A 25,833-nucleotide genomic window follows, 5' to 3' on the forward strand; every position below is an offset into this window, starting at 1 on the left:
TTTCATTTTGAGGAAAATGAGAAAAGTCACGGGAAGGTTCCTCTTCTCCGCTGACTTTTTTTTGTATTCCCCCGTCATTGGGATAACGATCCAAGCCGGTTCATAAAAAATAAGATTCCAGGAGGTGGCCTTAGGCAAGTACGGTTCTGATAGCCGTTGAAGCAAACGTTGGTAATTGGAGAAGAATATACTTTACCATAGTCGCGTCAGATCTAATCATGCATAACACTCGGATGGCGGGGCTTTAAGGAGGACCGAACAAGTGGGCGTTGTGACACCTGAACAAACCCATGAAAGACGATCATCCAGCTTGTCCTTCGCATTGCGATGGAAGCATGAAAACTTGCGTATGATATCGATCATTGCACTCATATTATTCGCTATGACTTTCATGTTTTTAATCATGTATTACGGTACGTCAATCAAAAGCGTATCGGTTGTTGTAGACGGAAAAGAGCAAACTTTCCAAACTAGAGAATCAGTTCTGCAGCATATACTGGATGAGCAAGGCATCTCTGTCGGTGAACACGACCGTGTGTCGCATTCTCTGGATGATTCGGTGGAATCGGGAGATCGAATTATTATCGAGAAAGCCAAGCCGGTACAATTGACAGACGGTGGGCAAACCAAGACCGTATATACGACAGGAAAGACGGTCAAACAGCTATTTGACGATCAGAAGATCAAGCTCAGTGAACTTGATAAAGTGACTCCCGCTTTGAATGCGGCAATAAACGAAAATAGTGAAGTCAAGATCGTCCGTGTCAAGAAAAATGTTGAGGAAATCAAAGAACCGATCGCTTTCGAAACGGTAAAAAAGACGGAGCCGAAGCTGATCAGAGGCAAAGAACAGGTTATTCAAGAAGGACAAGAGGGCGTTCTGCTCAAGAAGAAAGAAAAAGTCTATGAAGACGGTGTGCTCGTATCCGAACAAATCGTTGACGAAAAGATTCAAACCCAAAGTGTGCAAAAAATTATTGCGGTGGGAACGAAGAATCCCGTAGTAACACTCTCTTCGTCTTCGCCAACCTTGGAACAGGTGACCAGAAACGGCGTGAAGTTCGACGTTAAACAGGTCATCAATAACGTGAAGCTCACTGCGTATAGCGCGGGACCGGCCTCGACAGGCAAGGATCCGGATCATCCGCAGTATGGAATCACGGCATCAGGTACGAGAGTAACGGAAGGTCGCACGATTGCAGTCGATCCAAAGGTCATTCCGATAGGCTGGTGGGTTTATATTGAAGGTCTGGGCTTCCGCAGAGCGGAAGACACCGGCAGCGCAGTCAAAGGAAATAAAATCGACGTTTATTTCGACAGCCATGATTATGCTTTGCGCTTCGGAACAAAACATGGCGCAACCGTATATGTCATCGGTCCAAAGAAGCCGTCGGCTGATTAAGGATGGGCAATTAGGGCAGACTCATCATATATAGAACAGATGAAGAAGAGGTACGGCTAACGTCCCTCTTCTTTTCTCTTGCTGCGAAAGTAGGTACGGACGAATTCCATGATCAAAGAGATTATTGTTGTTGAAGGCAAAGACGATACGGTTGCGATTAAACGGGCCGTCGAAGCGGAAACGATCGAAACCGGCGGTTCCGCAATCAATAAAGAGGTGCTGGAGCGTATCCGGTTGGCGCAGGAACGCAGAGGCGTAATCATTTTCACGGACCCTGATCATGCAGGGGAGAGGATACGTAAAATCATCGCCAGGGAAGTCCCCGGCTGCAAGCATGCGTTCCTGACGCAGGAGGCGGCCACCAGCCGCGGCGACATTGGGGTGGAGAACGCATCGGTGGAAGCGATTCGTTCCGCGCTTGTGAATGTACGCACGGATTATATGGCCCAAGGTACGGAAATCGGCTGGAACGATCTGCTGGAGGCCGGTCTGATCGTTCACCCGGCGGCTGCCGCCAGAAGGCTTGAGATGGGCAAGCGGCTTGGTATCGGTTATTGTAACGGAAAACAGTTTTATCATCGCTGCCGCATGTTTCAAATTACAAAAGAAGAATTCGAGGCGGCGCGGCGGCATTTGGATGAAGAAGAGGGTGCAGCGTTATGAGTACCAATCGCTTTACAGATACGGCGGATGCGGGACAAGCGTCTGTGGAGGACATCGCCTCGCCGAAAAAAACCAAAGAGCTGATGCAGAAGTTCGGCTTTACCTTGAAGAAAAGCTTAGGTCAAAACTTTCTTATTGATTACAATATTTTGCATAAAATCGTTTCTGCAGCGGACTTGACCCCTCAAAAAGGGGCGCTGGAAATCGGTCCCGGGATCGGAGCCCTAACGCAGCAGCTGGGCAAGGCGGCAGGACGGGTCGTGGCCATTGAGATCGACCAAAGACTACTGCCGATGCTTGAGGAGACATTATCCCCTTATCCTCATACGACCGTTGTCCACGGCGATGTGCTGAAGGTTGATCTGAAGGAGCTGTTCGAGCAGCATTTTCAGGGCGTCTCGCAAGTTAGCGTTGTCGCCAACCTCCCTTACTATGTGACCACTCCCATTATTATGAAGCTGCTCGAAGAAAAGCTGCCTCTGGAGAATATCGTCGTCATGATTCAGAAGGAAGTGGCCGACCGGATGGCTGCGAAGCCGGGAGGTAAAGATTACGGCAGTCTCAGTATTGCGGTACAGTATTATTGTATCCCCGAAGTCGTAACGATCGTCCCGCGCACCGTGTTTATCCCTCAGCCGAATGTGGATTCGGCGGTCATTCGGTTGAAAGTAAGACAGACGCCTCCTGTGGATGTGGAAGACGAGGCCTTTTTCTTTGACGTGGTCCAAGCCAGCTTCGTGCAGCGGCGCAAAACGATATATAACAATCTAGCGGCGAAATATTTCACCAAAGAAACGAAAAGCGAGCTGGAAGTCATCCTGCAACAATCAGGCATCGATCCCTCCCGCCGCGGGGAAACATTGTCTATGGAAGAATATGCCGTACTGAGCCGGAATCTTGCCAGAGCGTTAAGTTCCCGTTAACTCCTCCATAGGGGTTATAGGCAATTCACCTGCACCATTTGCCTATATTCGCCATACGATAGACGAGGAGGCGATGCAGCCATGAAACAGGGAGACCTCGTCACTCGTAAGTCGTATGGCGGTGACATAGTTTTCAAAATCCAAGAAATCAGGCAGCAGCAGGCGGTGCTCCGCGGAGTAGAGCTGCGGCTTTTGGCCGATGCTCCGCTTCCGGATTTGGAACCCATGCCTCAGCTCGATCCTTTTCAATATTTGGGTTTGATCCGTCCGAAATGGTTGGATGCCATGAGGCGCACGAATGCATCGCAATCTCAAGCAAGCCCGAACGCGGGGGATAGCAGCACAGCTCCGGGTGCGGCGCCCAAGTCACGTCCGACTTATTTTGACGTGCCGGGTAAAGTGCTGCATCTGGATGGCGATCCAGTTTATCTGCGCAAATGCATGGTCTTATACGGAGAGCTCCGGGTACCGGCCGAAGGATTCTATGTGACGGAAGCCCATATGGCTGATGCGCTCTACCGCCTGCTGCCCCAAATCCAGCCCGATATTGTAGTGGTGACCGGACATGACGGCCTTCTGAAGCACCGGAGTAGAGGGGACATTACCTCGCTTAGCAGTTACAAAAATTCGCATAATTTCGTGAATGCGGTGCACGCAGCAAGGCAATATGAAAAAAACCGTGACGCATTGACGATTATCGCCGGTGCGTGCCAATCCCATTTTGAAGCGCTGCTGCAAGCCGGAGCCAATTATGCCAGTTCCCCCGCCCGTGTGCTGATTCATGCTCTTGACCCGTTGTGCATCGCGGCTAAAGTGGCTTTTACGCCCATTCGCGATACGGTGAATATCGTAGATGTCATTGGGCTCACACACAGTGGTTTGGAGGGGCTCGGCGGCATAGAATCACGAGGCAGCTATCGCCGGGGCGTGCCCAAAATTCAACACGCAAATCAGACTTAAGCGCCGAAAGGTGCTTTTTTTCTTTTTCAATTCTCCAATCCATCCAGAATAATTTTTGACAATTCTGTGAATGAAAGTAAAGGTGATTTATGTTTTTCTGCAGAAACCAAGGAAAAAAAGTCATTGACAACACGTTTGTATGGCTGATATAATATTCAGCTTAAATTGACATACTACCTTTGTTGCGTTATAATTAAATAGGAAAGAGGTGGTAGTGATCAATGGCTAAAAATACGCTGTTGGATATCAAACGCAGTTTGGAACCTCATGTCGGACAAAAGATCATGTTAAAAGCAAATGGCGGTCGCCGCAAGACCATCGAAAGATCCGGTGTATTGGAGGAAACCTATCCTTCCGTATTTATTGTGAAGCTGGATCAGGAACACCAGACCTTCAAGCGCGTTTCTTACAGCTACGCAGACATTTTGACGGAATCGGTTGAAGTGACAGTGCAAGGCGATGACGGAGAAGTGCGGATTACAATACAACAATAATACATAAACGGTTGGCTTGCTCGAGCGGTCAGCCGTTTTTGCTTGTGTACTTCATAAGACGGTGCTGCCGTCGATAAAGTTGCATGATTTCCTGGAATCGGCGCATACTAGCTTTTACTAACTTCAAATCAACAGCGAAGGAGGTAAGGTTATGGGGCGCAGAAATCGCAGAGGGGTTATGTCCGATGCTTTCAAATATGAACTTGCCAAAGATCTCGGCTTCTACGAAACCGTACAGCGAGAAGGCTGGGGCGGCATAAGAACGAAGGATGCGGGCAATATGGTAAAGCGGGCAATCCAAATTGCGGAGGGAACGTTGCAAAAGCAGAACCCGATCCCGGTTGGAAACGTAGGGATGGCTCCCGGACAAGGTACGATTCCCGCGCAGGGGGCGATAGCGTCGCCGTTTCAGGAATCCCTAGCGCCAAGGTACGGCGGCGTGCAGCCAACTGTACAGACGCCGGTGTATTCCCCGTACTCCAGGCCGTAATTGCACCATTAAAGAAAGCTAGAGCAGCCAAGAGGCCGCTTTAGCTTTTTTTTGTGCCGTTTTTGGTATAGTATTAGGAGAAGAACGGTAAGCCCGTATAGACAGACAGTTGTAAAGAAGGTGTCCTATGAAGGTATTCGAGAAAGCCCCGGCAAAAATCAATTTGTCCCTGGATGTATTATATAAGCGTGAAGATGGCTATCATGAAGTGGAGATGGTTATGACCATGGTCGATCTGGCGGACCGGATCGAAATGCAGGAGCTGCCGCGCGACACGATCATCATATCGAGTCAAGCCGGGTACATACCGCTGGATGAAAAAAATCTCGCTTTTCAAGCCGCTCGTCTGATCAAAGAGCGATATGACGTTAAGCAAGGAGTATATATTCATTTGGATAAGAAAATCCCGGTAGCTGCGGGACTTGCCGGCGGGAGCAGCGATGCCGCGGCTACCTTGCGTGGGCTGAATCGGTTGTGGAGGCTTGGCATAGGGATGAAAGAACTGCAGAAGCTCGGGGAAGAGCTCGGTTCGGATGTGCCATTCTGTGTAACCGGAGGAACAGCGATTGCACGGGGACGCGGCGAAAAGCTGGAGCCGATCGAATCACCCCCGCAGTGTTGGGTTATTCTGGCTAAGCCCCCGATCAACGTGTCTACATCGGAAATATACGGCAAGCTGCAGGTCGGCGCCATCCGGAAGCATCCTTCCACTGCGGGAGTGCTTGAGGCGATCCGGGAGAAGCGGTTCGAACAGCTGTGCGGGGAGCTCGGCAATGTGCTGGAGGAAATTACGCTGGAGCTTTACCCGGAGGTGCGGCAGCTGAAAGAAGTAATGGCTAAACTGGGGGCTGACGGCGTATTGATGTCGGGGAGCGGTCCTACCGTTTTTGGACTGGTTTCGAAAGAAGCCAAGGTTCCTCGCATTTATAACGGGCTAAGAGGCTTTTGCAAAGATGTTTATGCTGTAAGACTGCTGACTTGAACAAGATGATAATGTCACTTTGGTGTCATTATATTTTTCGCGATGTGCTTGTATAAATACGTATAAAAATGTTATATTTTCATTATATTATTCGGATTTTATTATAACATGCGTCGTAAATTAGGGGGTGCACCAGTGAAAAAAATGAAAAGAAGCGCAAGATTGGTGGAAATGACCCAATACTTGCTAATTCGCCCCCATACGTTGATTCCTTTGACGACTTTCGCTGACCGCTACAACTCCGCCAAATCTTCTATTAGCGAAGACTTGGCCATCATTAAGGAAGTGTTTGAAGAAGAAGGTCTTGGGGAACTGCAGACGCTTGCAGGCGCGGCAGGGGGTGTCAAGTTCATCCCGAAAGTATCAAGAGACCATTCCCTGCAGTTTATCAACCAGCTGTGCAGACAGCTTGAGCAGCCGGAGAGAATACTGCCAGGCGGATATTTATACATGTCCGACATCATGGGACAGCCGATGGTCTTGAACGAAGTGGGCAAAATGTTCGCATCCGTTTTTGCGGGCAAAGACATCGACGTGGTCATGACTGTGGAAACCAAGGGTATTCCATTGGCTTACTCGACGGCCACATATTTAAATTTGCCGGTCGTCATCGTACGCCGGGACAATAAAGTAACCGAGGGTTCAGCCGTAAGCATCAACTATGTCTCGGGGTCGAACAAGCGGATTCAAACGATGTCCTTATCGCGGCGAGCGCTCAAGGAAGAATCCAAAGTATTAATAATCGATGACTTCATGAGGGTCGGCGGTACGATTCACGGTATGATGGATCTGCTGCAGGAGTTTAAAGCTACGGTGAAGGGCGTGGGCGTTTTTGTAGAGTCGGGTGAAGTGGAGGAGCATCTGGTGGAAGATTACGTTTCTTTGGCCAAGCTGTCCGCGGTAGATCCGAAGACAAAACAAATCACAGTCGAGCCGGGCAACTATTTTCGTGAAGGCGATACCTTTGATGAGGAGTGATCAATCAATGACGAACATAAGTATCATTTCAACAGACCAGGCGCCAGCCGCTATCGGTCCTTACTCGCAAGCGGTTCGGGTCGGATCGCTTCTATTTACTTCAGGCCAGATTCCGCTCGGATCGGACGGCCAATTGGTCCCCGGAGGCGTAGAAGAGCAGACCCATCAAGTATTCCGCAATTTAAGCGCAGTGCTTGCGGCAGCCGGAGCGACTTTCCGGGATGTCGTGAAGGCAACCGTTTTCATCAAAGATATGAATCAATTTGCCCAGATCAATGAAATTTACGCTTCGTATTTCGGAGACCATAAGCCGGCTCGCTCGACGGTAGAAGTGGCGCGGCTTCCGAAGGATGTTTTTGTCGAAATCGAGCTTATTGCAGCGTTAAATGTCGAATAATTTTAAAAAGACAAATTATTTATAAAAAAGCGGAAAAATTTTGAATGGAAAGCAGGAATTTGCCCTAAAATGTGGAATTTATACCTCAAGTCAACAAGATGGAAAAAGGTGGTGAACTAGAGGTGCAAATAACTGACGTCAGACTTCGTCGGGTAAACTCCGAGGGCAGAATGAAAGCCATTGCTTCCATTACCATCGATAACGAATTTGTAGTTCATGACATTCGTGTGATTGACGGTAACAACGGCATGTTCGTAGCTATGCCGAGCAAGAGGACGCCGGATGGGGAATTCAGGGATATCGCGCATCCGATTTCCTCTTCCACTCGTGAGAAGATTCAATCGGCGGTACTGACAGAATATGAACGGGCCGCAGCGGATGAAGAAGTAATTGAAGAAGGGGCATAAACCGATGTTCTTAAAGAGCCTGTGGGCTCTTTTTTCTTTTTCCTCATGAAACGGGTGTACGGAGATTGCATTTTGAAGACCCCGACCCGTATACTAACATAGAATGATTAACTTGAACGAAGGGGATGGAAAGCTTGAACATCATGGGAGTCGTGCTCGCCGCAGGGCAGGGCAAGAGGATGAAATCAAAGCTATATAAAGTGCTGCACCCGGTGTGCGGAAAGCCTATGGTCGGTCATGTGGTCACCACACTGGAACATATAAATACTTCGCGTACGGTAGTCGTCGTAGGCCACGGCGCCGAAGCGGTTCAAGCGTATTTGGGGAATCGCGTGGAATATGCATTGCAAGAGAAGCAGCTCGGAACAGGTCACGCCGTCCTGCAGGCCAAACCGCTGCTTGAGGGCGAAGACGGGATCACCATCGTCATCTGTGGAGATACGCCGCTGGTTTCTGCAGAAACGCTGCAGGACATGATTCGGACTCATCAGGAGAAGGGGACGGCCGCTACCATTTTGACAGCGGTGATCGACGAGCCTCGCGGATACGGCCGAATCATTCGGGATGCACAGGGGCATGTCAGCGGAATTGTCGAAGAGAAGGATTGCAATGACGAGCAGCGCAGGGTTAAGGAAATCAACACAGGCACCTATTGCTTCGATAACCGGAAACTGTTCGACGCTCTCGCCTCAGTTAAGAATGACAATGCCCAGAACGAATACTATCTCACCGATGTGATCAGTATTCTGGTCAGTCGTGGTGAAAAAATCGAAGGCTGCGTGATGAAGGATATCCGGGAGTCCATCGGTGTCAACGATCGGCTGGCTCTGTCGCAGGCGGAAGCGGACATGCGTCAGATCATTAACCGGCGCCATATGCTCGGAGGGGTTACGATCATTGACCCTTCGAATACGTATATCGAAGCGGATGTGCAAATCGGTGCGGACACCGTCATTTTACCGGGTACGATCCTTAGGGGCAAAACAGTGATCGGAGAGGACTGTGTCATTGGGCCTCAGGCCGATATCACAGACAGCACCCTCGCCAACGGCATCACGGTCAAGCATTCGGTGCTGCAGGAAGCGGTGATCGGCGCCGGAACGACCGTCGGGCCTTACGCTTACTTACGACCGGGTTCGAATTTGGGCGAAGACGTGAAAATCGGGGACTTTGTTGAGATTAAGAATGCCAGACTGGCTGACGGAGTCAAGGTATCTCATTTGAGTTACGTCGGGGACGCGGTGATTGGACGGAATGTGAACTTTGGCTGCGGCGCGATTACCGTAAACTATGACGGCTATAACAAACAGCTGACCGAGGTGGAGGACGACGCCTTTATCGGCAGCAACGTCAATCTTGTGGCTCCGGTCAAAATCGGCAAAGGCGCTTACGTCGTTGCAGGCTCGACCATCACCGATGATGTCGAAGCGGGGGATCTTGCCATTGCCAGAGAACGGCAGGTAAACAAGCCGGGTTACGCCGAGAAGCTTCACGCCAAATTTGCGGCCAAGAAAGAGCAGCTGAAGAAGAACCGTCCGTAATCGAACTTCATCGGCAGGACGTATTTCCCTTTCTATGTTTCGAACCTCCTTCAAATGGGTAAATTAGTAGAAGCTTGGGTTTGCCCAGATTGAAGGAGGTTTAACTATGGCAGCAACATTGAAAGCGGAAGCTCGTACAGGCCGAACGAAGGGTGATCTCAACCGGCTGCGTGCGCAAGGAAAAGTACCCGGTATCGTTTACGGAAAAAAAGTGACGCAAACGCCGATCGCCATCGATCAAAAAGAACTGTTTACCCTGTTGAAAACGAATCCGAACGGCATTATCGAGATGGATGTTCCGGGATTCGGCAGACAGCCGGTGATGATCAATGAAGTGCAGCGCGATGTGTTCACCCGTCAGCCGCTGCATGTCGATTTCCATCAAATCAATATGGACGAGCCCGTCACCACGACGGTCCGCCTTGAATTTATCGGAGACCCGGTTGGCGTCAAGGCCGGGGGTATTCTGCAAATCCAGCATCATGAGATTGAGATCCGCTGCTTGCCGCAGCATATCCCGAGTGAAGTAGAAGTAGATATATCCGGTTTGGACGTTGGCGAGAATATCCTCGTGTCCCAGTTAAAACTGCCTGCCGACGTCGAAGTAAAAACCGATGAGAACGATGTGCTTGCAACGATTCTTCTGCCTCAGAAGGAAGCCGAGGAGGAGCCGGCCGCCGACGAGCCTGCAGCCAAGGTCGAGGGAGCTTTCGAGAAAGAAGAAAAGGAAGCCGAGAAAACGGTATAATGTTGAACGTTCGGACGTACGGTCCGTATGTTTTTTAGAGGAAGCGTGTTGATGGGCGAGTCGATCGACACGCTTTTCCATTATGCTCGAATGATAGGAGCTTCTACCGATTCGGGGAAAAGGTTGATGAACGGGGTCATGTGAAAGTTGGCTTGGGGCGCTTTTTCGGGTATGATTAACTCGTAGGGGTTACATGGATGGTTTTGAAAGGAGCAGTTGGCTTGAAATGGTTCGTAGGCCTCGGCAATCCGGGGCGGCAATACGAAATGACGCGGCACAACATCGGCTTTATGGCGCTGGACCGATTCGCCGACAAGCACGGAATCCAAATCTCGCAGAACAAATGCAAGGGCCTGATGGGAGAAGGAATGGTGGCCGGGGAGAAGGTCGTTCTCCTTAAACCGCAGACGTATATGAATCTGTCGGGAGAGTCCGTGCGGGCATTTATGGATTTCTACAAGGCGTCCCCGGACGACCTGATTGTGGTATATGACGATTTGGATACGCCGTACGGGAGTATCCGTTTGAGGTATCAAGGCAGTGCAGGGGGCCACAACGGAATCAAATCCATCATACAGCATCTGGGCTCCCAGAAATTCAATCGTATCCGAATGGGCATTTCGCGTCCGGCACCCGGCCGGGATATTGCCGATTACGTATTAAGTCCTTTTAGCAAAGAAGAATGGCAAAGCATGCCTCAGGTGCTGGATAGAACCTGCGAGGCCATGGAATATGTATTGGAGCATACATTCGAGAAGACGATGGCGAAATTTAACGGTTAGGTTGTTAAGCATTCAAGCTCCAGCGACCCCAGGCTAAAATCCTCCATTCTTGGTCATACTAAGTATGATGTCAGCGGATTGCCGATTGTACCGGTGACCGTTGTCCGTAGAGAAGCGCTTTGCCCGGCAAAGCGGAGAGGAGGAAAGCCGCATGACCGTGAAATACATATGCCGTCATTGCCAAACATCCATCGGGGAGATTCGTCAGGAAGAAGTGAGCGAGTATCAGTTGGGCTTTCATTTCTTGACCCCTGAAGAGCGGAGAGATATAATATCGTATAACCCAAATGGGGATGTCACCGTCAAGGTGGTTTGCGATTATTGCAAAGAAGCGCTGGAGGCCAATCCGGAGCTCTCGCTCCTCGCGAATCCTCTGCAGTAGGGGCTATTCGCGTCCGGCTGTCCGGCATGATGTACATGAATCGGGCCTAAAGCGAGTGCGCTATAGGCTTTTTAGTGTTACGCGGTTGAGAGGGGTGTCCTGTTTTGCAGGCTTTAATTCGGGCGTTCGCCGCGGATCTTGATTTTCAATCCGTGGTTGCCGGCATTCGCACGGGGATGAGGGAGCAGTTAATCGCCGGATTAACTGGTTCCTCGCGTCAGGTTATGCTCGCTTCGCTTTATGAGGAGCTGGAGCGGCCTTTATTTGTCGTGACGCACAATATGTTTTCTGCACAAAAAATGTACGAGGATTTAGCCGAACTGCTGCCTGGGGACCGGGTGCTTTTGTTCCCTGCCCAGGAGTTGCTTGCCGCTGAGGCGGCAATCGCGAGCCCCGAGATGCTGGCACAGCGAGTGGATGCGCTGTCCCGTCTGGCTGGAGATTTCCGCGGCATCGTCGTAGTGCCTTATGCGGGGATGCGTAGGCTGCTTCCAAGCCGGGATTCCATCGTTCAGGCTCAGTTCCGCATTGAAGTAGGGCAGACCGTGGAGCTGGACCAGCTGGTAAGCCGCATGGTCGAGCTGGGATATGAACGGGTGGAGCGGGTTGAAAACAAGGGAGAGATGAGCGTTCGCGGGGGAATTCTCGATTTGTATCCCCTCACATCGCCTCATCCGTATCGGATCGAGCTGTTCGATATTGAAGTCGACTCCATTCGTTCGTTCGATGCGGGAGACCAGAGGTCCATCGATAAAGTGAACGAACTGACCATTCTGCCCTGCCGCGAGATCGTGGCCGATCGTAACCGGTTACAATCAGCGGCGCAGCATGCCTACGAGCTGCTTCAGGAGCAGATCGGCAAAATGACGGACCGGGCCGCCAAAGACAAGCTGCTTGAAGGCATGGGACACGAAATCGAGCTGCTTCGGGAAGGACAGCACTTTCAAGGGATATTCAAATATGTCTCCCTCCTGTTTCCGGAACGGCAAACGCTGCTGGATTACATGCCGAAGGATTCGATTATCATTGTAGACGAACCCTCGAGGCTGCTGGAGACGGCAAAGCAGCTTGAGAAGGATGAGGCCGAATGGACGACCTCGTCGCTGCAGGACGGCGAATGCATCCCGGCGCTGGCCTTGTCCAAGCCTTATGAGACGCTGCTTCTTCGCAAAGCTTATCCAACGCTGTACATGTCGCTGTTCCTACGTCAGGTACAGCAGGTGACGCCGCAGAATATCGTCAATTTCATGTGCCGGTTGATGCAAAACTTCCACGGCCAGATGAATCTGCTCAAAAGCGAAATGGAACGCTGGAAAAAATCCGGCGCCCAGGTGATGATGGTGGCCAGCGGGGCTGAACGGATTGAGCGAATCAAGCGGGTGCTGGCCGATTATCACATTGAAGAGCCGCAGATTGTGGACGGCAGCCTGCAGACCGGTTTTGAGCTGCCCAGCATTCATCTTGTCGTTATTACCGAAGCCGAAATGTTCACCCAAAAGCAGCGCAAGGCCCGCAAGGTAGACAAAAAGATTGAGAACGCCGAACGCATCAAAAGCTACCAGGAGCTTAAGGTGGGGGATTATGTCGTCCATGTCAACCACGGGATCGGGAAATTCGTAGGCATCGGAACGCTTGAGGTTGGCGGGATTCATAAAGATTATCTGCACATTATGTATGCCGGCGGCGACAAGCTGTCGGTACCGATTGATCAAATCGACCATGTCCAGAAGTACGTAGGCGCCGAGGAAGGCAAAGAGCCGAAAGTGTATAAGCTGGGCGGGACCGACTGGAACCGGGTCAAGAGCAAGGCAAGGGCATCCGTGCAGGATATTGCGGACGATCTGATCAAGCTTTATGCCGAACGCCAGGCGACTCCCGGATACGCATTCTCCAAAGACAGCGCCTATCAGCAGGAGTTCGAAGGGATGTTCCCGTACGAGGAAACAGCAGACCAGCTCCGTGCCATTGAGGAGATCAAGAGGGATATGGAGAAGCCCCGGCCGATGGATCGGCTGCTGTGCGGCGACGTTGGCTACGGCAAGACGGAGGTGGCGATCCGCGCAGCGTTCAAAGCGGCGATCGACGGGAAGCAAGTAGCGGTTCTGGTACCGACGACCATTCTGGCCCAGCAGCATTACGAGACGTTCAGGGAACGCTTCTCGGGTTATCCGTTTAACATTCACGTATTGAGCAGATTCCGTTCCAAGAAGGAACAAACGGAGACGATGAAGGGCATAAAGAACGGTACCGTGGACATCGTGATCGGCACCCACAGGCTGCTGTCCAAGGATATCCAATTCAAAGATTTGGGTCTGCTTATCGTCGACGAGGAGCAGCGCTTCGGTGTTTCGCACAAGGAAAAGCTGAAGCGGCTCAAAACGAACGTGGACGTGCTGACCTTGACAGCGACGCCGATCCCGCGCACGCTCCATATGTCGATGCTTGGGGTAAGGGACTTGTCGGTCATTGAGACGCCCCCGGAAAACCGTTTCCCGGTACAGACCTACGTCGTAGAGTACAGCGCTTCTTTGGTACGTGAGGCGATCGAGCGGGAGCTTGCCCGTGAAGGCCAGGTATACTATTTGTACAACCGTGTACAGGGAATTACCCAAATGGCTGAACAAATCTCGATGCTCGTTCCCGATGCGCGGGTGACCGTAGCTCACGGCCAAATGTCGGAGCAGGAGCTGGAGAAGACCATCCTGGATTTTCTTGACGGAGAATATGACGTTCTTGTCAGCACGAGCATCATTGAAACCGGAGTCGACATTCCAAACGTGAACACGCTCATTGTCCATGATGCCGATAAGATGGGGCTTTCGCAGCTGTACCAGCTGCGCGGTCGGGTCGGACGTTCCAACCGGATCGCCTACGCCTATTTTACTTATCAGCGGGACAAAGTGCTGACGGAGGTAGCGGAAAAACGTCTTCAAGCCATCAAGGAGTTTACGGAGCTGGGTTCCGGGTTTAAAATTGCCATGAGAGATCTTTCCATTCGCGGCGCCGGTAATTTGCTCGGTGCCGAACAGCACGGCTTTATCGCATCGGTTGGATTCGACCTGTATTCCCAGATGCTAGGAGAAGAAATTAATAAGCGGAAGAAGGAAATGGGCGGCGAAACGACGCCCGAAGAAAAGGTTTGGTCAACGCAGCTTGATATTCAGTTGGATGCCTATATTCCCGGCGATTACATTTATGACAGCGTGCAGAAAATTGAAATTTACAAAAAAGTGGCGGCTGTGCAAACCTTGGATGAAGCGATGGAGCTGGAGGATGAACTCGTGGACCGGTTCGGCGATTTGCCGCAGGCGGTGGTCAATCTGCTCAAGGCGGCCCGCCTGAAGGTCTACGGCGCGATGTATGGGATCGAAACGATCTCGCAGAAAGGTTTGGATTACGAGCTTCGGATTCACCCTGGACAAAACGACAATTTGGACGGGCAGAAGCTGCACCAATTGTCAGGCGAATTCGAGAATCGGATCAAACTGATCGGCGGGCAGCAAATCATTATCGAGCTGAAGGGCAAAGGGTTAAAACCAGAAGAATCCATCGATTTGCTGGAAAGGTTTCTGGTACAATACAAGCGTGTTTTGAAATCGAAGGGAGAGCTGCAGAATGTGGCAAAATAAAGGGAACCCGTTGCAAAAAGGGCTTTTGGCTCTTTTCGCACTCATATTGATTATTGGTGTAACGGCAGGATGCGGAAAGAAAGACGAGGGCGGCTCCACCGCGGCGCCGGAAGGCAATCCTGATGAAGTGCTTGTCACGTACAAAGACGGCGGCCAGGTGACACGCGGGGAATTTGAAACATTTATGAACGTCAATTTGCTTTTTAACCAGCAGTATGCGCAGTATAAAGATGAGCCGGCGTTTCAGCATGACATGATGAATCAATTGGTTGCGTTCAAGATTCTGGCGTCCCGTGCGGACGACAAAGCGAAAGCGGAAGCCGACAAGCAGTCGCAGCAGCAGCTTGAACAGCTTAAAAGCTTTATGGGTATGCAGGAAGGCGGCATGGAAAAGCTGCTGAAGGATAACAACATTACGGAAAAGGACTTGGATGAATTCGTGCATCAGAGCATTCAAGTTTTCGTGTCGGAAGAGAGCAAAATTCCGGATGCGGATCTCAAAGCGGCTTATGACCAGAAGCTGACGCAGGACAAGAACGCCTACGATATCGCTACGGTTAGCCATATTCTCATCGGCATTAATGATCCGGCGACGGGGAAAGAGACTCGTACGAAGGAAGAAGCCTTAAAGCGGGCGAAAGAAGTAAAGGACAAGCTGACGCAGGGCGGCGACTTTGCCGCGCTGGCCAAGGAATATTCGGAAGATCCGGGCTCCAAGGATAAGGGGGGGACCTATACGGATATGCCTCTTTCTCAATGGGTGCCTGAATTCAAACAGGCTGCTATCGAGCTTCCGATCGGCCAGATCAGCGATCCGGTAGAAACGACATTCGGTTACCATATCATGAAGGTTGAATCCCGCAAAACCAAAACGTTTGATGAAGTAAAGCCGGACTTACGCTCTGAAGCGGCGCAAAACAAGGTGCATGAATTTATGGAGAAAGAGCTTCCTGGGCTTATTGAGACGAACAATCTGCCTAAGCCGGAAGAGTCTAAGCCCGCAGAAACGCCGGGTACGCAAGCTCCGCAACCGGACGCTCCTCAATCCGATGCTCCAAAGACGGAAAACGGCAAGTAAGATTTACCAGGGCACCCGTATGGATGCCCTGTTTTGTTTTCATTTTTTTGGACATAATGTAAACAGCGGCGGACATTCTTACATAATGAACCGATGACCGCAAGGATCAAGCGCCAGGTATCATGCATAACCACTTGGGAATCGAAGAATACTAAGATTAGTTCAATTCCCTCCATTGGCATAAATTAGAGTCCAGTCTGTATCTAACTCTCAGGAAAGCGAGGCATCTAGAATTATGAAAGCAACTGGAATCGTTCGTCGTATAGACGATCTTGGCAGGGTCGTCATCCCCAAGGAGATTCGCCGTACGCTGCGGATTCGGGAAGGGGATCCTCTCGAAATCTTTGTAGACCGCGACGGAGAAGTGATTCTTAAGAAATACTCTCCTATCGGTGAACTGGGTGATTTTGCAAAAGAATATGCCGAGTCCTTATATGAAAGTACAGGCCACATTACGATGATATCGGACCGCGATACCATGATTGCCGTAGCCGGCGGTTCCAAGAAGGAATATTTGGACAAGCCGATCGGTTCTCTCGTTGAACAATGCATGGAAAACCGCAAGGCTTCGATAGAAAGCAGCAGCGGGTCATATGAAATTTCCAAGGATGTAAATGAAACTTACAGCTCGTATGTGATTGCTCCGATTGTGGCGGGCGGAGACCCGATCGGAGCGGTGATTCTGGTCAGCAAGGATGAAAGTGTGAAAATGGGCCAAATGGAGCTCAAAATGGCGGAAACGGCTGCGGGCTTCCTCGCCAAGCAAATGGAACAATGATGTGCGGCTGAAGATCAACCGCAAAAAAGCGAAAGCAGGGCTTCCTGATGGCATCCTCTTGAAGGGATATCGGGAAGCTTTTTTGCTTGGTTTTGGAAAATGGGCGGCAAGTGCGGTATAATGTTGGCGTTAAGACGGACGCTAAGCCAAGCTTTAGTGCGGTACGGCAAGAAGGAGAGGGAGAGCATCGGAGGAAAGGAGACGAACAAGGCGTTCGGGCCGGAGGGGCGGACCGATGGGGAACGCGCGGGCTCGGTGCTGCTAAAAGGCGCTGCTTTGTTGGGGATGGCCGCCGTCATCTCCAAGCTGATCGGAACGCTGCAGAAAATTCCGCTTCAGAATTTGGCCGGCGATGCGGTATTTGGCATTTATAACGCGGTTTATCCGCTCTATATTTTAATTTTGTTTTTGGCGACGGCCGGTTTTCCGCTGGTGATATCGAAATTTGTATCTGAGTATGCGGCCGCCCGCCGCTTCGACGAAGCGCGCCGTGTGCTTCGTGTGGCCTTGGTTGCGCTGATGGCGACGGGAATTTGTTTCTTCCTGCTGCTGTATTCCGGAGCCGATACGATCGCGCGATGGATAGGTGCTTCGCAAACCGTCGAGGCGATTCGCAGCGTGTCGTTTGCACTGTTGATCGTACCGGTCATGTCCTGCCTGCGCGGCTACTATCAAGGATTTCAAAATATGGTTCCGACCGCTTGGTCGCAGGTTGCCGAACAAACGGTGCGGGTGGGTACGATGCTGATCCTGCTTATCGTGCTCATGCATCTGGGTTATGGACCGGAAAGGATTGCCGCAGGCGCCACGTTTGGTTCTGTGACAGGTGCGATGGCGGGTTTGGCGGTCATGCTGTTTTTTTGGCGGAGGGATCGCGAAACGCTGGGGAGTACGGGTGCGGTCGGCGGTTCTTCCCTCTTCGGCGCTTGGCAATGGAAGCGGGATTGGGCGCTGATGAAACGGTTGACGGTCTACGCGATTCCGCTCTGCCTCGGCGCCATTGCGGTTCCGATTTTGACACTTGTGGATTCCTTCACGCTGCCCAGGCTCCTTCGAATTTCAGGCTATGACGAAACCGGGGCGCTTTATCAATTCGGGCTTTATCATCACGGCCTGCCTCTGGTGCAACTGGTTGCCATGATTGCGTCTTCCATGTCGGCGGCGCTGGTGCCGGCGATGGCGGAAGCCAGACAGCGGGGAGATCTGGCGGCAGCGCGCAGCAGGGCGGAGATATCGCTGCGGTTCACCTGGATGATCGGGCTCGCCGCCTCGTTCGGTCTGGCCGTGCTGGCGGAGCCGCTGAACGTAATGTTCTTCAAAAGCGCCGATGGTACGGCGGCGATGGCGATCCTTTCGTTCACCGCGCTGTTCTCGGTGATCAATATTGTCGCCGGCAGCGTGCTGCAAGGGCTTGGCGCCGTGCGTGCGCCGGCGCTGTATCTGCTGCTTGCTGCCGGCGTGAAGGTCGCGGCGAACGCGCTGCTTGTGCCGCGCTTCGGCATCGCCGGCGCCGCGGCAGCCGCGGTGGCCGCCTACGCGCTCGCCGGCGGCCTCACGCTCGCGCACGCGCTGCGCGCCGCCGGCATCACGGCCCCGGGCGGCCGCGCCGTCATAAAGCCGCTGCTGGCGGTCGGCTTTATGACGCTCGGCCTGCTGGCCGTGACGCACGGCGCTCCGCCGCTGCTTGCACGGCTGCCTGTGGCCCTGCCCGAGCGGGGCATGGCCGCGATCATCGCGCTTAGCGGCGTCGCGCTGGGGGCGCTGGCTTTCGCGTTCGCGCTGCTGCGTCTGGGCGCGGTGAGCGCCGCGGAGCTGGCTCAGGTGCCCAAGCTTGGGGGCAAGCCCCTAGCGCTGCTGCGCAGACTCCGGCTGCTCCCCTAGAGCGGAGCGCCGCATCAAAACCTAAGGAGGCGCTTGCGCATGTCTATGCAACCGCAAATTACCGTTGTCGGCCTCGGAACCGGCGACCCGAATCAACTGACGCTCGGCGTCTGGAGAAAGCTCGAATCCACCGGCACGACGGGCGGAGCGCTGTATCTGCGCACCAAGGAGCATCCGATGGTCTCGATGCTTGATCACCACGGGCTGCGCTATGAGACGTTCGACGCCGTATATGAAGCCAATGAGGCGTTCGACACGGTGTACGAAACGATCGCCTCTACGCTGATCGCCCGGGCGAAGACTCCAGGGGCGGGGGAAGTGCTGTACGCCGTCCCCGGACATCCGATGGTCGCCGAGCGGACGGTGCAGCTGCTTCGCGAGCGTTGTCCGGCCGAAGGCGTGCTGCTCGGGTTCATGGGCGGCGAGAGCTTTCTCGATCAGGCCTTTCTGAGGCTCGGCTTTGATCCCATCGAGGGCTTTCAGCTGCTTGACGGTACCTCGCTTCAGGCAAGCTCCCTGAATCCGCAGCTGCATACCTTGATCGGACAAGTGTATGATGTCTATACGGCCTCGGATGTGAAGCTGACGCTGATGGAACTGTACCCGGACGACTATCCGGTAACCGTTGGCCATTCGCTTGGCGTGACAGGGGAGGAGCGCGTTCGTGAGGTGCCTTTGTATGAGCTTGACCGTGTAGAAGGTTACGGCAACTTGTCATTGGTGTGGGTGCCGCGGACGGATCGGGACGATGTGCGCAGCCGCACCTTCTCCCGCCTGCACGAAATCGTGCACATTCTGCGAAGCCCGGAAGGGTGTCCGTGGGACCGGGAGCAAACGCACAAGTCGCTGCGCAAAAACTTGATTGAAGAGGCCTACGAAGTACTGGAAACGATCGACGACGACGATCCAGATCATATGTGCGAAGAATTAGGCGACTTGCTGCTGCAAATCATGTTGCATTCGCAAATTGAAGCGGAGGCCGGCTCCTTCACCGTATTCGATGTGATTCAGGAGCTCAACGAAAAGCTGATCCGCCGTCATCCTCACGTATTCGGCTCCATGCAGGCGGAGGATGCGGACGAAGCGCTAAGCAACTGGCAGCAGATCAAAGACGAAGAAAAACGCCGTAAAGGCATAAACCCTGACGAGCAATCGGTGCTGTCGGGCGTGCCGCGCGATCTGCCGGGGCTGATGAAGGCGTATAAGCTTCAGAAGAAAGCCGCCGGCGTTGGCTTTGATTGGAGCGCTTTGGAAGAGGTGCTGCCGATTGTGGAATCGGAGTTGGTCGAAGTGAAGGAAGCGATCGAACGGTTCGGTAAAGCGGAGCAGCAGGAGGAGATTGGTGACTTGCTGTTTGCCGTCGTGAATCTTGCACGTTTTTTGAAGGTGGATCCCGAGGAAGCCATGGCCGACGCCAACCGAAAATTTTTCGACAGATTCAGCTATATTGAATCGCAGCTGCGTTTAAAGGGCAAGACATTTGACCAAACTGATTTGCAGGAGATGGAATCTCTTTGGCAGGAAGCAAAAAAAGTTCTAAAAAAATAAGCATCTTTGCAGGAATTTCCTATGCAAGCAAAGAATACATAAGCTTAGCGTCATTCAAAGAGGAGGATATTTACTCATGAACAAAACCGATTTGATCAACAACATCGCTGAAAAAAGCGGCCTTACAAAAAAAGACGTGGAATCTGTATTAAACAGTTTTCTTGGCGAAGTAACAGAAGCTTTGTCGAATGGTGACAAGGTTCAGTTAATTGGTTTCGGCACATTTGAAACTCGCAAACGTTCCGGACGCACGGGCCGCAACCCGCAAACCGGTAAAGAGATTACAATTCCAGAATCCAAGGTTCCAGCCTTTAAAGCAGGCAACAAGCTTAAAGAAGCGGTGAAATAATGCGGCTTGACAAGTTTCTCAAGCTCTCCCGTTTAATTAAGCGCCGTACGGTCGCTAAGGACGTATCCGAACAGGGCCGCGTCTGGATTAACGGAAGGGAAGCCAAACCCAGCAGCACGGTGAAGGTAGGCGACGAACTGACGATTCAATTCGGGCAGAAGCTGGTCACCGTTCGCGTGGAACTGCTGTCCGAGTCAACCCGCAAGGAAGACGCGGCCAAGATGTACACGCTGCTGAAAGAAGAAATGAACAAACGTGATTCGGACTTTTTGTTGTGATCCGATTTCGATCAAGAAGAGACTGAGCGGATGCTCGGTCTCTTTTTAGTCTGGCGGTAATTTCCGGTCACAGGCGGATCCTGCAGGATGGCGCATCGGATTCCGATTGGGAGTTCTAAACCTCGGACGACCCCCATACGTTTATAGTAAGCATGCTTTGGGCAGGCCAAAGTGATGAGGAGGGGGACGTGCCATGGCAGAATTGCCGGGGAAGGTAAAGCGCCAGGAGATTAAAATGCTCAACCGCAAGCTGCTGGAAGTATCCGGAGTGCTGAATGTGGAAAGCTTCGACAGCGAGGAGTTTTTGCTGGAAACCGAGTGCGGCTATCTGATGATCAAAGGCCAAAATTTACATATCAAAAATTTAAGTCTCGAGCAGGGCCTGGTCGCGATTGAAGGGTATGTCAACGAGCTGGCGTATGTGGATGCAAACTCCCAGGGGAAAACCAAGGGATTTTTCGGTAAACTGTTTAAGTGACGCTGCAGATTCAATTTGTGACGCTGGGCATGATGTCTGCAGGAGGGCTCGCGCTGGGAGTGCTGTTCGACATGTACCGGGTGCTTGCTGGCCAGCTGAAAGTACCCTCTTGGATGAAAGCCGTCCTGGATCTCCTGTATTGGTTCATCGGCACGCTGATCGTGTTCAGGCTTCTTTATGAGAGCAACTGGGGCGAGGTTCGCCCGTTTATTTTTCTTGGTCTTGGCATCGGCATCGTTTTATATTTTTTGGTGTTTAGCCGTGCGGTCATCTGGGTGATTCGGTTATTGATCCGCATTGTGCTGGCCGCCGTTCGCATTGGAAAGCAGTTGATCCGGGTGTTTATTGTCAAGCCGGCGATCGGATTATACCGGTTTTTGATCATCTTTTTAGGATTTTTGCTCGCGGTGGCTATTTTCCTTTATAAAACTGTGATACAATTATGCTATCCTGTGCGGAAATTGCTTGTATGGCTGGTGAGGCCGATTGGCCGATGGATTCGCGCCCGAATTCCGGTTCCCGCATGGATGAAGCAAATGATAACAACTGTCGCAGCCTGGCTGCAAAAATTCAGATAAGAGTTTCGCTCTTATCGTAACCTGGGAGGATACAAGGTTCATGCAGGCAGCTTCTAAAGCAAAACATAGTGAGCCGCAAAACAAAGGCTCGTATCGCCGACGCCGTTTTGTGATGCTGGTGCTGGCATGCTTTTTGAGTTGGGCCGGCATTACCCTTTGGAACCAGGCTGACAAAATCAGTGACCGGAAAGAGAAGGTTAGCGCCCTTGAGCAGGAACTGACCAAGACGCAGCAGGTCTATGACAGCCTGCAGCGCGAAATCGAAAGGCTCAATGACCCGGAATACGTAGAGCAAAAAATCCGTAAAGAGCTTCATTATGTAAAGCAAGGAGAAACGTTGTTTTATACCCCGAAGCCGCCACAGAAATAACCTAGCAAATGATGGTCTACGCCTTGTGTTGACCGTATTTTCTCCATAAGTTATAATCTGCGTAGCTTCATTATTGTTTTTTTTGCATTGCTAACTATTTAAGGGAGGATCAGTTTACTTTATGGCAATTGAAGTGGGCAGCAAGCTGCAAGGAAAAGTAACAGGCATTACTCACTTTGGGGCGTTCGTCGAGCTTTCCGAGGGGGTTACCGGCCTTGTACACATCTCGGAGATTGCGGACAACTATGTCAAGGATGTCAACGATCATCTCAAGCTGAACGATATCGTTACCGTGAAAGTGATTAATGTCGACAAAGACGGCAAAATCGGTTTATCCATCAAGCAAACGGTGGATCGTCCGGTAGATGCTGCTCCGCCGACAAGGCCCGCTCGTTTTGAAAGACAAGGAGGAGACCGCGGAGGCTTTAACCGAGGAGACCGTGGGGATCGTGGAGGCCGTGGTGGTAAACCTCCCGCAACCAGGCTTTCCTTTGAAGATAAAATGGCTCGCTTCCTGAAAGACAGCGAAGACCGCATTTCTTCCCTTAAGAAGAACACCGAGGGTAAGCGCGGCGGTCGCGGCGCACGCCGAGACTAGCAGGAAACGATATTTCGAAGCTGTTCGACTGGCCAAGTCCGAACGGCTTTTTTGCATACGGAGGAAATATTTTACGGGTCGAATATTTCGCGCATCGGGACTTGACAAGCCCTTGCCGGCTATTATATACTCATGCTTGTTGCGGCGGCGTAGCTCAGCTGGCTAGAGCGTACGGTTCATACCCGTAAGGTCGGGGGTTCGATCCCCTCCGCCGCTATAAGTGCTCAGAACCGCTTCCATAGAAACTGTGGGAGCGGTTCTTTTTTTTGTGCAATATTCCAATATTTGTCGGATATTCCATTTCAGCTCCCCGAATCGACAGGTTGTAACGCAAAGAGTGCTTGTCCGCGGCGAACACAAAGGGGAACAAGACTGAATTTCTTCTCCAAACCATTTTGAAAGCCCTAACAAATACAGGTAGGACAACGCCTGAACGAAATTCGCGGACAGACTTCTTTTTGTCGGAAAAAACTTTGAATCTACCAACTCATTCTGACAAACTTTCCACAACGCACCACGTATACTAGGTACCACTAATAGTTTATGGGTGGTGTAATCATATTATGCACAAACGTCAAATTTTTTCCAAAGCGGGAACGGCATGGTCCGGGTGGATGCAGCGCTCGATGAAGTCCGTTTCCAGAGTCACCGTAGAAAACAGGCTTGTCCAGTCGCTTGTCGGTAAGAGATGGTCCATTCTGCTTCTTGTGATGGCGTTCCTGCTGGGCCGCGCAATGATTCTGGAACAGCTTGCGCCGTTTGCCGTCGCTTATTTTGCCGTGATGTATTTCTTGAGGCGGGAGCTGCTCTTTTGGTCCGGCCTGTTCCTGACAGCCGGCAGCCTGTTCTCTGTAGAGCCTATGAATGCGGGCTATCTTGCGGCCTCCATGATCGTGTTTCTTCTCATACAAAGAGGAGTGGAACGGTTCGAACGATCGGACATTTCATACGCGCCGGTCATCGTGTTTGCATCCATCTTCTTTGTGCAGTTGTTTTCACACCTCGCTTCCGCTGAGCTCACGTGGTATACCTTAATGATGACGGCCATCGAATCGATGCTCAGCTTGATTTTGACTCATATCTTTTTGCAGGCCGTACCGGTATTTACCTTATCCAGAAAAAATTACAGTTTAAAAAATGAAGAGGTGATCTGTCTTATTATTCTGCTTGCGTCCGTCATGACGGGGACGGTCGGCTGGTTAATTGGTCCGGTAACGCTGGAGCATGTGCTGTCCCGGTATTTGATCCTCCTGTTCGCGCTTGTCGGGGGAGCGCCTTTGGGGGCTTCGGTGGGAGTGATCTCCGGACTCATTCTTAGCTTGGCCAGCTCCAGTGCAATCTACCAGATGAGCCTGCTCGCTTTTGCCGGGATGCTGGCGGGCTTGCTCCGGGAAGGCGGCAGGCTGGCGGTAGCGCTTGGCATGCTGCTTGGTTCCTCCATCTTATCCGTTTATCTGGGGACCCAAGCTCAGGTGCTAAACTCAACCTGGGAATCGGTCGCGGCGGTGGCGTTGTTCCTGCTGACTCCCAAGGGAGTGATACAGACGTTGGCCAAATATGTGCCGGGGACCCAAGAGAATTTAAAGTCACAGCATGATTATGCCCGCAGGGTCCGCGATGTAACGGCAAACCGCGTTGAACAGTTCTCCGAAGTATTCCGCCAGCTGTCGCGCAGCTTCAAGCAAATTACGGTGGATGCCCAGCCGCTGCACAAAGAGGAAGAAGTCGGGCACTTCATGAATTCCGTGGCCGAAAAATCATGTGCATCGTGCTGGAAACGACAGCAGTGCTGGGACGGCAAATTTTATCAAACGTATAAATTTATGACCGACATGATGACCGAGGTAGAGCTGCGCGAGAACATGACACGCAAAGACATCCTACCCGAATGGAAAAAGCTGTGCATTAAACCGGATCAGGTGCTGGAGGTGATGAAACAACAGTATGGCCAGTATAAGAATGACCAGCATTGGAAAAAGCAAATCATCGACAGCCGTCAGCTTGTGGCGGAACAGCTATCGGGCGTTTCTCAGGTCATGGAAGATCTGGCCAAGGAAATCAAGCGGGAAGGACAAGAACTCTTCATGCAGGAGGAGCAGATCCGCAGCGCATTGGAAGAACTGGGCCTGTCCATTCACAGCATCGATATCATCAGTCTGGATGAAGGGAACGTGGAGATTGAAATTATCCATCAATATACGAAAGGATTTGATGAATGTCGTAAAATTATTGCTCCCCTGCTTTCGGATATTCTCGGGGAAAACATTGCAGTCAAGAACGAGCAGCTGCTCGAGCAAAAAGGAGGGTACAGCGCCGTACTGCTCGGGTCAGCCAAGGAATACGAAGTGGAGACGGGGATCGCCGGAGCGGCGAAAGGAGGGGATTTGCTGTCCGGAGACAGCTTTAGCACGGTAGAGCTGGGCAACGGCAAATTTGCGGTGGCGCTCAGTGACGGAATGGGCAATGGCGAGCGGGCGCGGGCGGAGAGCAGCACGGCGCTCTCGATTTTGCAGCAGTTGCTGCAATCCGGCATGGACGAGAAGCTGGCGATCAAATCACTCAATTCCATTCTGATGCTGCGCTCGTCGGATGAGGTATTTGCGACAGTGGATGTGGCCTTGATCGATCAGTACAGCGCGAATACGACATTTATGAAGATTGGCTCCACGCCAAGTTTCATCAAACGGGGGAATGATGTGATTGCCGTTACGGCGAACAATTTGCCTGTAGGCATTGTGCAGGACATGGACATCGATCTCGTGAGCGTGTCTTTGAAGCATGGGGATATTTTGATTATGGTGACCGACGGCATTTACGATGCGCCCGGCCACGCCGTCAACAAAGAAATGTGGATGAAGCGAATGATCTCGGAAATCGAGGCGGACAGCCCGCAGGAATTTGCGGATGTTTTGCTCGAGCGTGTGGTAAGGTACCATCACGGAGATATCTATGATGATATGACGGTGGTTGTGGCACGGATTGATAAATTCCAACCGGAATGGGCTACCTTCTCCTGGCCGGGAATGCAGCGCGTCGAACGTCCGAAGACGGTTAGTTAATAGATAGATTTTCTAAGGGACATCCGTTCTTTAGGTATGGCGGATTGCTGTGCCAATGAA

At 51.7% G+C, this 25,833-nt stretch carries 25 protein-coding genes, 1 tRNA gene and 1 pseudogene; all 27 read left to right on the plus strand.

Features of this window, described 5'->3' with window-relative positions; translation table 11 throughout:
• The first annotated feature begins 262 nt into the window (after window positions 1-262).
• On the plus strand, window positions 263-1,402 hold the full coding sequence (locus IJ22_RS22025; protein ID WP_062410327.1) for a resuscitation-promoting factor: 1,140 nt from the start codon (window positions 263-265) through the stop codon (window positions 1,400-1,402).
• 108 nt (window positions 1,403-1,510) lie between these two features.
• A complete protein-coding gene (gene rnmV / locus IJ22_RS22030) occupies window positions 1,511-2,065 on the plus strand; it encodes a ribonuclease M5 (RefSeq protein WP_062410328.1) in 555 nt (184 codons plus the stop codon).
• A complete protein-coding gene (rsmA, locus tag IJ22_RS22035) occupies window positions 2,062-2,988 on the plus strand; it encodes a 16S rRNA (adenine(1518)-N(6)/adenine(1519)-N(6))-dimethyltransferase RsmA (protein WP_062410329.1) in 927 nt (308 codons plus the stop codon). The genes rnmV and rsmA overlap by 4 nt, the downstream gene beginning before the upstream one ends.
• Before the next feature lie 81 nt (window positions 2,989-3,069).
• Window positions 3,070-3,948, plus strand: a complete 879-nt coding sequence (yabG, locus tag IJ22_RS22040) for a sporulation peptidase YabG (RefSeq protein ID WP_062410330.1) — start codon at window positions 3,070-3,072, stop codon at window positions 3,946-3,948.
• A 221-nt stretch (window positions 3,949-4,169) separates the two neighbouring features.
• The gene (gene veg, locus IJ22_RS22045; protein ID WP_054819635.1) at window positions 4,170-4,442 is read left to right on the plus strand and encodes a biofilm formation stimulator Veg; all 273 of its coding nucleotides are present in this window, start codon (window positions 4,170-4,172) and stop codon (window positions 4,440-4,442) included.
• Window positions 4,443-4,593: 151 nt separating this feature from the next.
• Window positions 4,594-4,773: pseudogene (locus IJ22_RS26850) on the plus strand (small, acid-soluble spore protein, alpha/beta type); the annotation flags it as partial.
• Between the two features lie 286 nt (window positions 4,774-5,059).
• The gene (gene ispE / locus IJ22_RS22055) at window positions 5,060-5,914 is read left to right on the plus strand and encodes a 4-(cytidine 5'-diphospho)-2-C-methyl-D-erythritol kinase (protein WP_062410331.1); all 855 of its coding nucleotides are present in this window, start codon (window positions 5,060-5,062) and stop codon (window positions 5,912-5,914) included.
• Between the two features lie 135 nt (window positions 5,915-6,049).
• The gene (gene purR / locus IJ22_RS22060) at window positions 6,050-6,892 is read left to right on the plus strand and encodes a pur operon repressor (protein WP_062410332.1); all 843 of its coding nucleotides are present in this window, start codon (window positions 6,050-6,052) and stop codon (window positions 6,890-6,892) included.
• Window positions 6,893-6,899: 7 nt separating this feature from the next.
• Entirely contained in the window at window positions 6,900-7,289 is a 390-nt protein-coding gene (locus IJ22_RS22065) for a RidA family protein (RefSeq protein WP_054819637.1), read from the plus strand.
• 122 nt (window positions 7,290-7,411) lie between these two features.
• Window positions 7,412-7,696, plus strand: a complete 285-nt coding sequence (gene spoVG, locus IJ22_RS22070) for a septation regulator SpoVG (RefSeq protein ID WP_054819642.1) — start codon at window positions 7,412-7,414, stop codon at window positions 7,694-7,696.
• Window positions 7,697-7,830: 134 nt separating this feature from the next.
• Window positions 7,831-9,237 carry a bifunctional UDP-N-acetylglucosamine diphosphorylase/glucosamine-1-phosphate N-acetyltransferase GlmU gene (gene glmU, locus IJ22_RS22075; RefSeq protein WP_062410333.1) on the plus strand — a complete coding sequence of 469 codons (1,407 nt, stop codon included), beginning with the start codon at window positions 7,831-7,833 and terminating at the stop codon, window positions 9,235-9,237.
• 106 nt (window positions 9,238-9,343) lie between these two features.
• Complete coding sequence (locus tag IJ22_RS22080) at window positions 9,344-9,985, plus strand: 50S ribosomal protein L25 (RefSeq protein WP_062410334.1); 642 nt, start codon at window positions 9,344-9,346, stop codon at window positions 9,983-9,985.
• Between the two features lie 221 nt (window positions 9,986-10,206).
• The gene (pth, locus tag IJ22_RS22085; RefSeq protein ID WP_054819644.1) at window positions 10,207-10,767 is read left to right on the plus strand and encodes an aminoacyl-tRNA hydrolase; all 561 of its coding nucleotides are present in this window, start codon (window positions 10,207-10,209) and stop codon (window positions 10,765-10,767) included.
• A 151-nt stretch (window positions 10,768-10,918) separates the two neighbouring features.
• A complete protein-coding gene (locus tag IJ22_RS22090) occupies window positions 10,919-11,149 on the plus strand; it encodes an anti-sigma-F factor Fin (RefSeq protein WP_062410335.1) in 231 nt (76 codons plus the stop codon).
• Window positions 11,150-11,253: 104 nt separating this feature from the next.
• Complete coding sequence (mfd, locus tag IJ22_RS22095; RefSeq protein ID WP_062410336.1) at window positions 11,254-14,778, plus strand: transcription-repair coupling factor; 3,525 nt, start codon at window positions 11,254-11,256, stop codon at window positions 14,776-14,778.
• Window positions 14,765-15,856 carry a peptidylprolyl isomerase gene (locus IJ22_RS22100; RefSeq protein WP_062410337.1) on the plus strand — a complete coding sequence of 364 codons (1,092 nt, stop codon included), beginning with the start codon at window positions 14,765-14,767 and terminating at the stop codon, window positions 15,854-15,856. The genes mfd and IJ22_RS22100 overlap by 14 nt, the downstream gene beginning before the upstream one ends.
• Window positions 15,857-16,091: 235 nt before the next feature.
• Window positions 16,092-16,634, plus strand: a complete 543-nt coding sequence (gene spoVT, locus IJ22_RS22105; RefSeq protein ID WP_054819640.1) for a stage V sporulation protein T — start codon at window positions 16,092-16,094, stop codon at window positions 16,632-16,634.
• A gap of 120 nt (window positions 16,635-16,754) precedes the next feature.
• Complete coding sequence (locus tag IJ22_RS22110; RefSeq protein ID WP_062410338.1) at window positions 16,755-18,515, plus strand: putative polysaccharide biosynthesis protein; 1,761 nt, start codon at window positions 16,755-16,757, stop codon at window positions 18,513-18,515.
• Window positions 18,516-18,560: 45 nt separating this feature from the next.
• The gene (gene yabN / locus IJ22_RS22115) at window positions 18,561-20,063 is read left to right on the plus strand and encodes a bifunctional methyltransferase/pyrophosphohydrolase YabN (protein WP_062411110.1); all 1,503 of its coding nucleotides are present in this window, start codon (window positions 18,561-18,563) and stop codon (window positions 20,061-20,063) included.
• 76 nt (window positions 20,064-20,139) lie between these two features.
• Complete coding sequence (locus IJ22_RS22120; RefSeq protein ID WP_010501443.1) at window positions 20,140-20,412, plus strand: HU family DNA-binding protein; 273 nt, start codon at window positions 20,140-20,142, stop codon at window positions 20,410-20,412.
• Window positions 20,412-20,690, plus strand: a complete 279-nt coding sequence (locus IJ22_RS22125; RefSeq protein ID WP_054819661.1) for an RNA-binding S4 domain-containing protein — start codon at window positions 20,412-20,414, stop codon at window positions 20,688-20,690. Before IJ22_RS22120 ends, IJ22_RS22125 begins: the two co-directional genes overlap by 1 nt.
• A gap of 193 nt (window positions 20,691-20,883) precedes the next feature.
• Entirely contained in the window at window positions 20,884-21,168 is a 285-nt protein-coding gene (gene yabP, locus IJ22_RS22130) for a sporulation protein YabP (protein ID WP_062410339.1), read from the plus strand.
• Entirely contained in the window at window positions 21,165-21,746 is a 582-nt protein-coding gene (gene yabQ / locus IJ22_RS22135) for a spore cortex biosynthesis protein YabQ (protein WP_062410340.1), read from the plus strand. Before yabP ends, yabQ begins: the two co-directional genes overlap by 4 nt.
• Window positions 21,747-21,786: 40 nt before the next feature.
• Window positions 21,787-22,116: an FtsB family cell division protein gene (locus IJ22_RS22140; RefSeq protein ID WP_062410341.1), complete on the plus strand. Its 330-nt coding sequence runs from the start codon at window positions 21,787-21,789 to the stop codon at window positions 22,114-22,116.
• Window positions 22,117-22,237: 121 nt separating this feature from the next.
• Window positions 22,238-22,714 carry a S1 domain-containing RNA-binding protein gene (locus IJ22_RS22145; protein ID WP_054819659.1) on the plus strand — a complete coding sequence of 159 codons (477 nt, stop codon included), beginning with the start codon at window positions 22,238-22,240 and terminating at the stop codon, window positions 22,712-22,714.
• A gap of 143 nt (window positions 22,715-22,857) precedes the next feature.
• Window positions 22,858-22,931, plus strand: a tRNA-Met gene (locus tag IJ22_RS22150).
• Window positions 22,932-23,277: 346 nt separating this feature from the next.
• Window positions 23,278-25,773 (plus strand): stage II sporulation protein E, encoded by a 2,496-nt coding sequence (gene spoIIE, locus IJ22_RS22155; protein ID WP_062410342.1) that lies wholly within the window; start codon window positions 23,278-23,280, stop codon window positions 25,771-25,773.
• The last annotated feature ends 60 nt before the right edge of the window (window positions 25,774-25,833 follow it).

The organism is Paenibacillus naphthalenovorans (assembly GCF_001465255.1).
Taxonomy (GTDB): domain Bacteria; phylum Bacillota; class Bacilli; order Paenibacillales; family NBRC-103111; genus Paenibacillus_G; species Paenibacillus_G naphthalenovorans.

Excerpts from the sequence above, each read along its gene's own strand:
- IJ22_RS22090 (WP_062410335.1), top strand. The coding sequence starts at position 10,919 with ATGACCGTGAAATACATATGCCGTCATTGCCAAACATCCATCGGGGAG.
- veg (WP_054819635.1), top strand. The coding sequence starts at position 4,170 with ATGGCTAAAAATACGCTGTTGGATATCAAACGCAGTTTGGAACCTCAT.
- IJ22_RS22110 (WP_062410338.1), top strand. The coding sequence starts at position 16,755 with ATGTTGGCGTTAAGACGGACGCTAAGCCAAGCTTTAGTGCGGTACGGC.
- yabN (WP_062411110.1), top strand. The coding sequence starts at position 18,561 with ATGCAACCGCAAATTACCGTTGTCGGCCTCGGAACCGGCGACCCGAAT.
- rnmV (WP_062410328.1), top strand. The coding sequence starts at position 1,511 with ATGATCAAAGAGATTATTGTTGTTGAAGGCAAAGACGATACGGTTGCG.
- IJ22_RS22145 (WP_054819659.1), top strand. The coding sequence starts at position 22,238 with ATGGCAATTGAAGTGGGCAGCAAGCTGCAAGGAAAAGTAACAGGCATT.
- IJ22_RS22125 (WP_054819661.1), top strand. The coding sequence starts at position 20,412 with ATGCGGCTTGACAAGTTTCTCAAGCTCTCCCGTTTAATTAAGCGCCGT.
- IJ22_RS22140 (WP_062410341.1), top strand. The coding sequence starts at position 21,787 with ATGCAGGCAGCTTCTAAAGCAAAACATAGTGAGCCGCAAAACAAAGGC.
- rsmA (WP_062410329.1), top strand. The coding sequence starts at position 2,062 with ATGAGTACCAATCGCTTTACAGATACGGCGGATGCGGGACAAGCGTCT.
- yabP (WP_062410339.1), top strand. The coding sequence starts at position 20,884 with ATGGCAGAATTGCCGGGGAAGGTAAAGCGCCAGGAGATTAAAATGCTC.
- yabG (WP_062410330.1), top strand. The coding sequence starts at position 3,070 with ATGAAACAGGGAGACCTCGTCACTCGTAAGTCGTATGGCGGTGACATA.
- ispE (WP_062410331.1), top strand. The coding sequence starts at position 5,060 with ATGAAGGTATTCGAGAAAGCCCCGGCAAAAATCAATTTGTCCCTGGAT.
- spoVT (WP_054819640.1), top strand. The coding sequence starts at position 16,092 with ATGAAAGCAACTGGAATCGTTCGTCGTATAGACGATCTTGGCAGGGTC.
- IJ22_RS22120 (WP_010501443.1), top strand. The coding sequence starts at position 20,140 with ATGAACAAAACCGATTTGATCAACAACATCGCTGAAAAAAGCGGCCTT.
- IJ22_RS22065 (WP_054819637.1), top strand. The coding sequence starts at position 6,900 with ATGACGAACATAAGTATCATTTCAACAGACCAGGCGCCAGCCGCTATC.
- spoIIE (WP_062410342.1), top strand. The coding sequence starts at position 23,278 with ATGCACAAACGTCAAATTTTTTCCAAAGCGGGAACGGCATGGTCCGGG.
- IJ22_RS22100 (WP_062410337.1), top strand. The coding sequence starts at position 14,765 with ATGTGGCAAAATAAAGGGAACCCGTTGCAAAAAGGGCTTTTGGCTCTT.
- IJ22_RS22080 (WP_062410334.1), top strand. The coding sequence starts at position 9,344 with ATGGCAGCAACATTGAAAGCGGAAGCTCGTACAGGCCGAACGAAGGGT.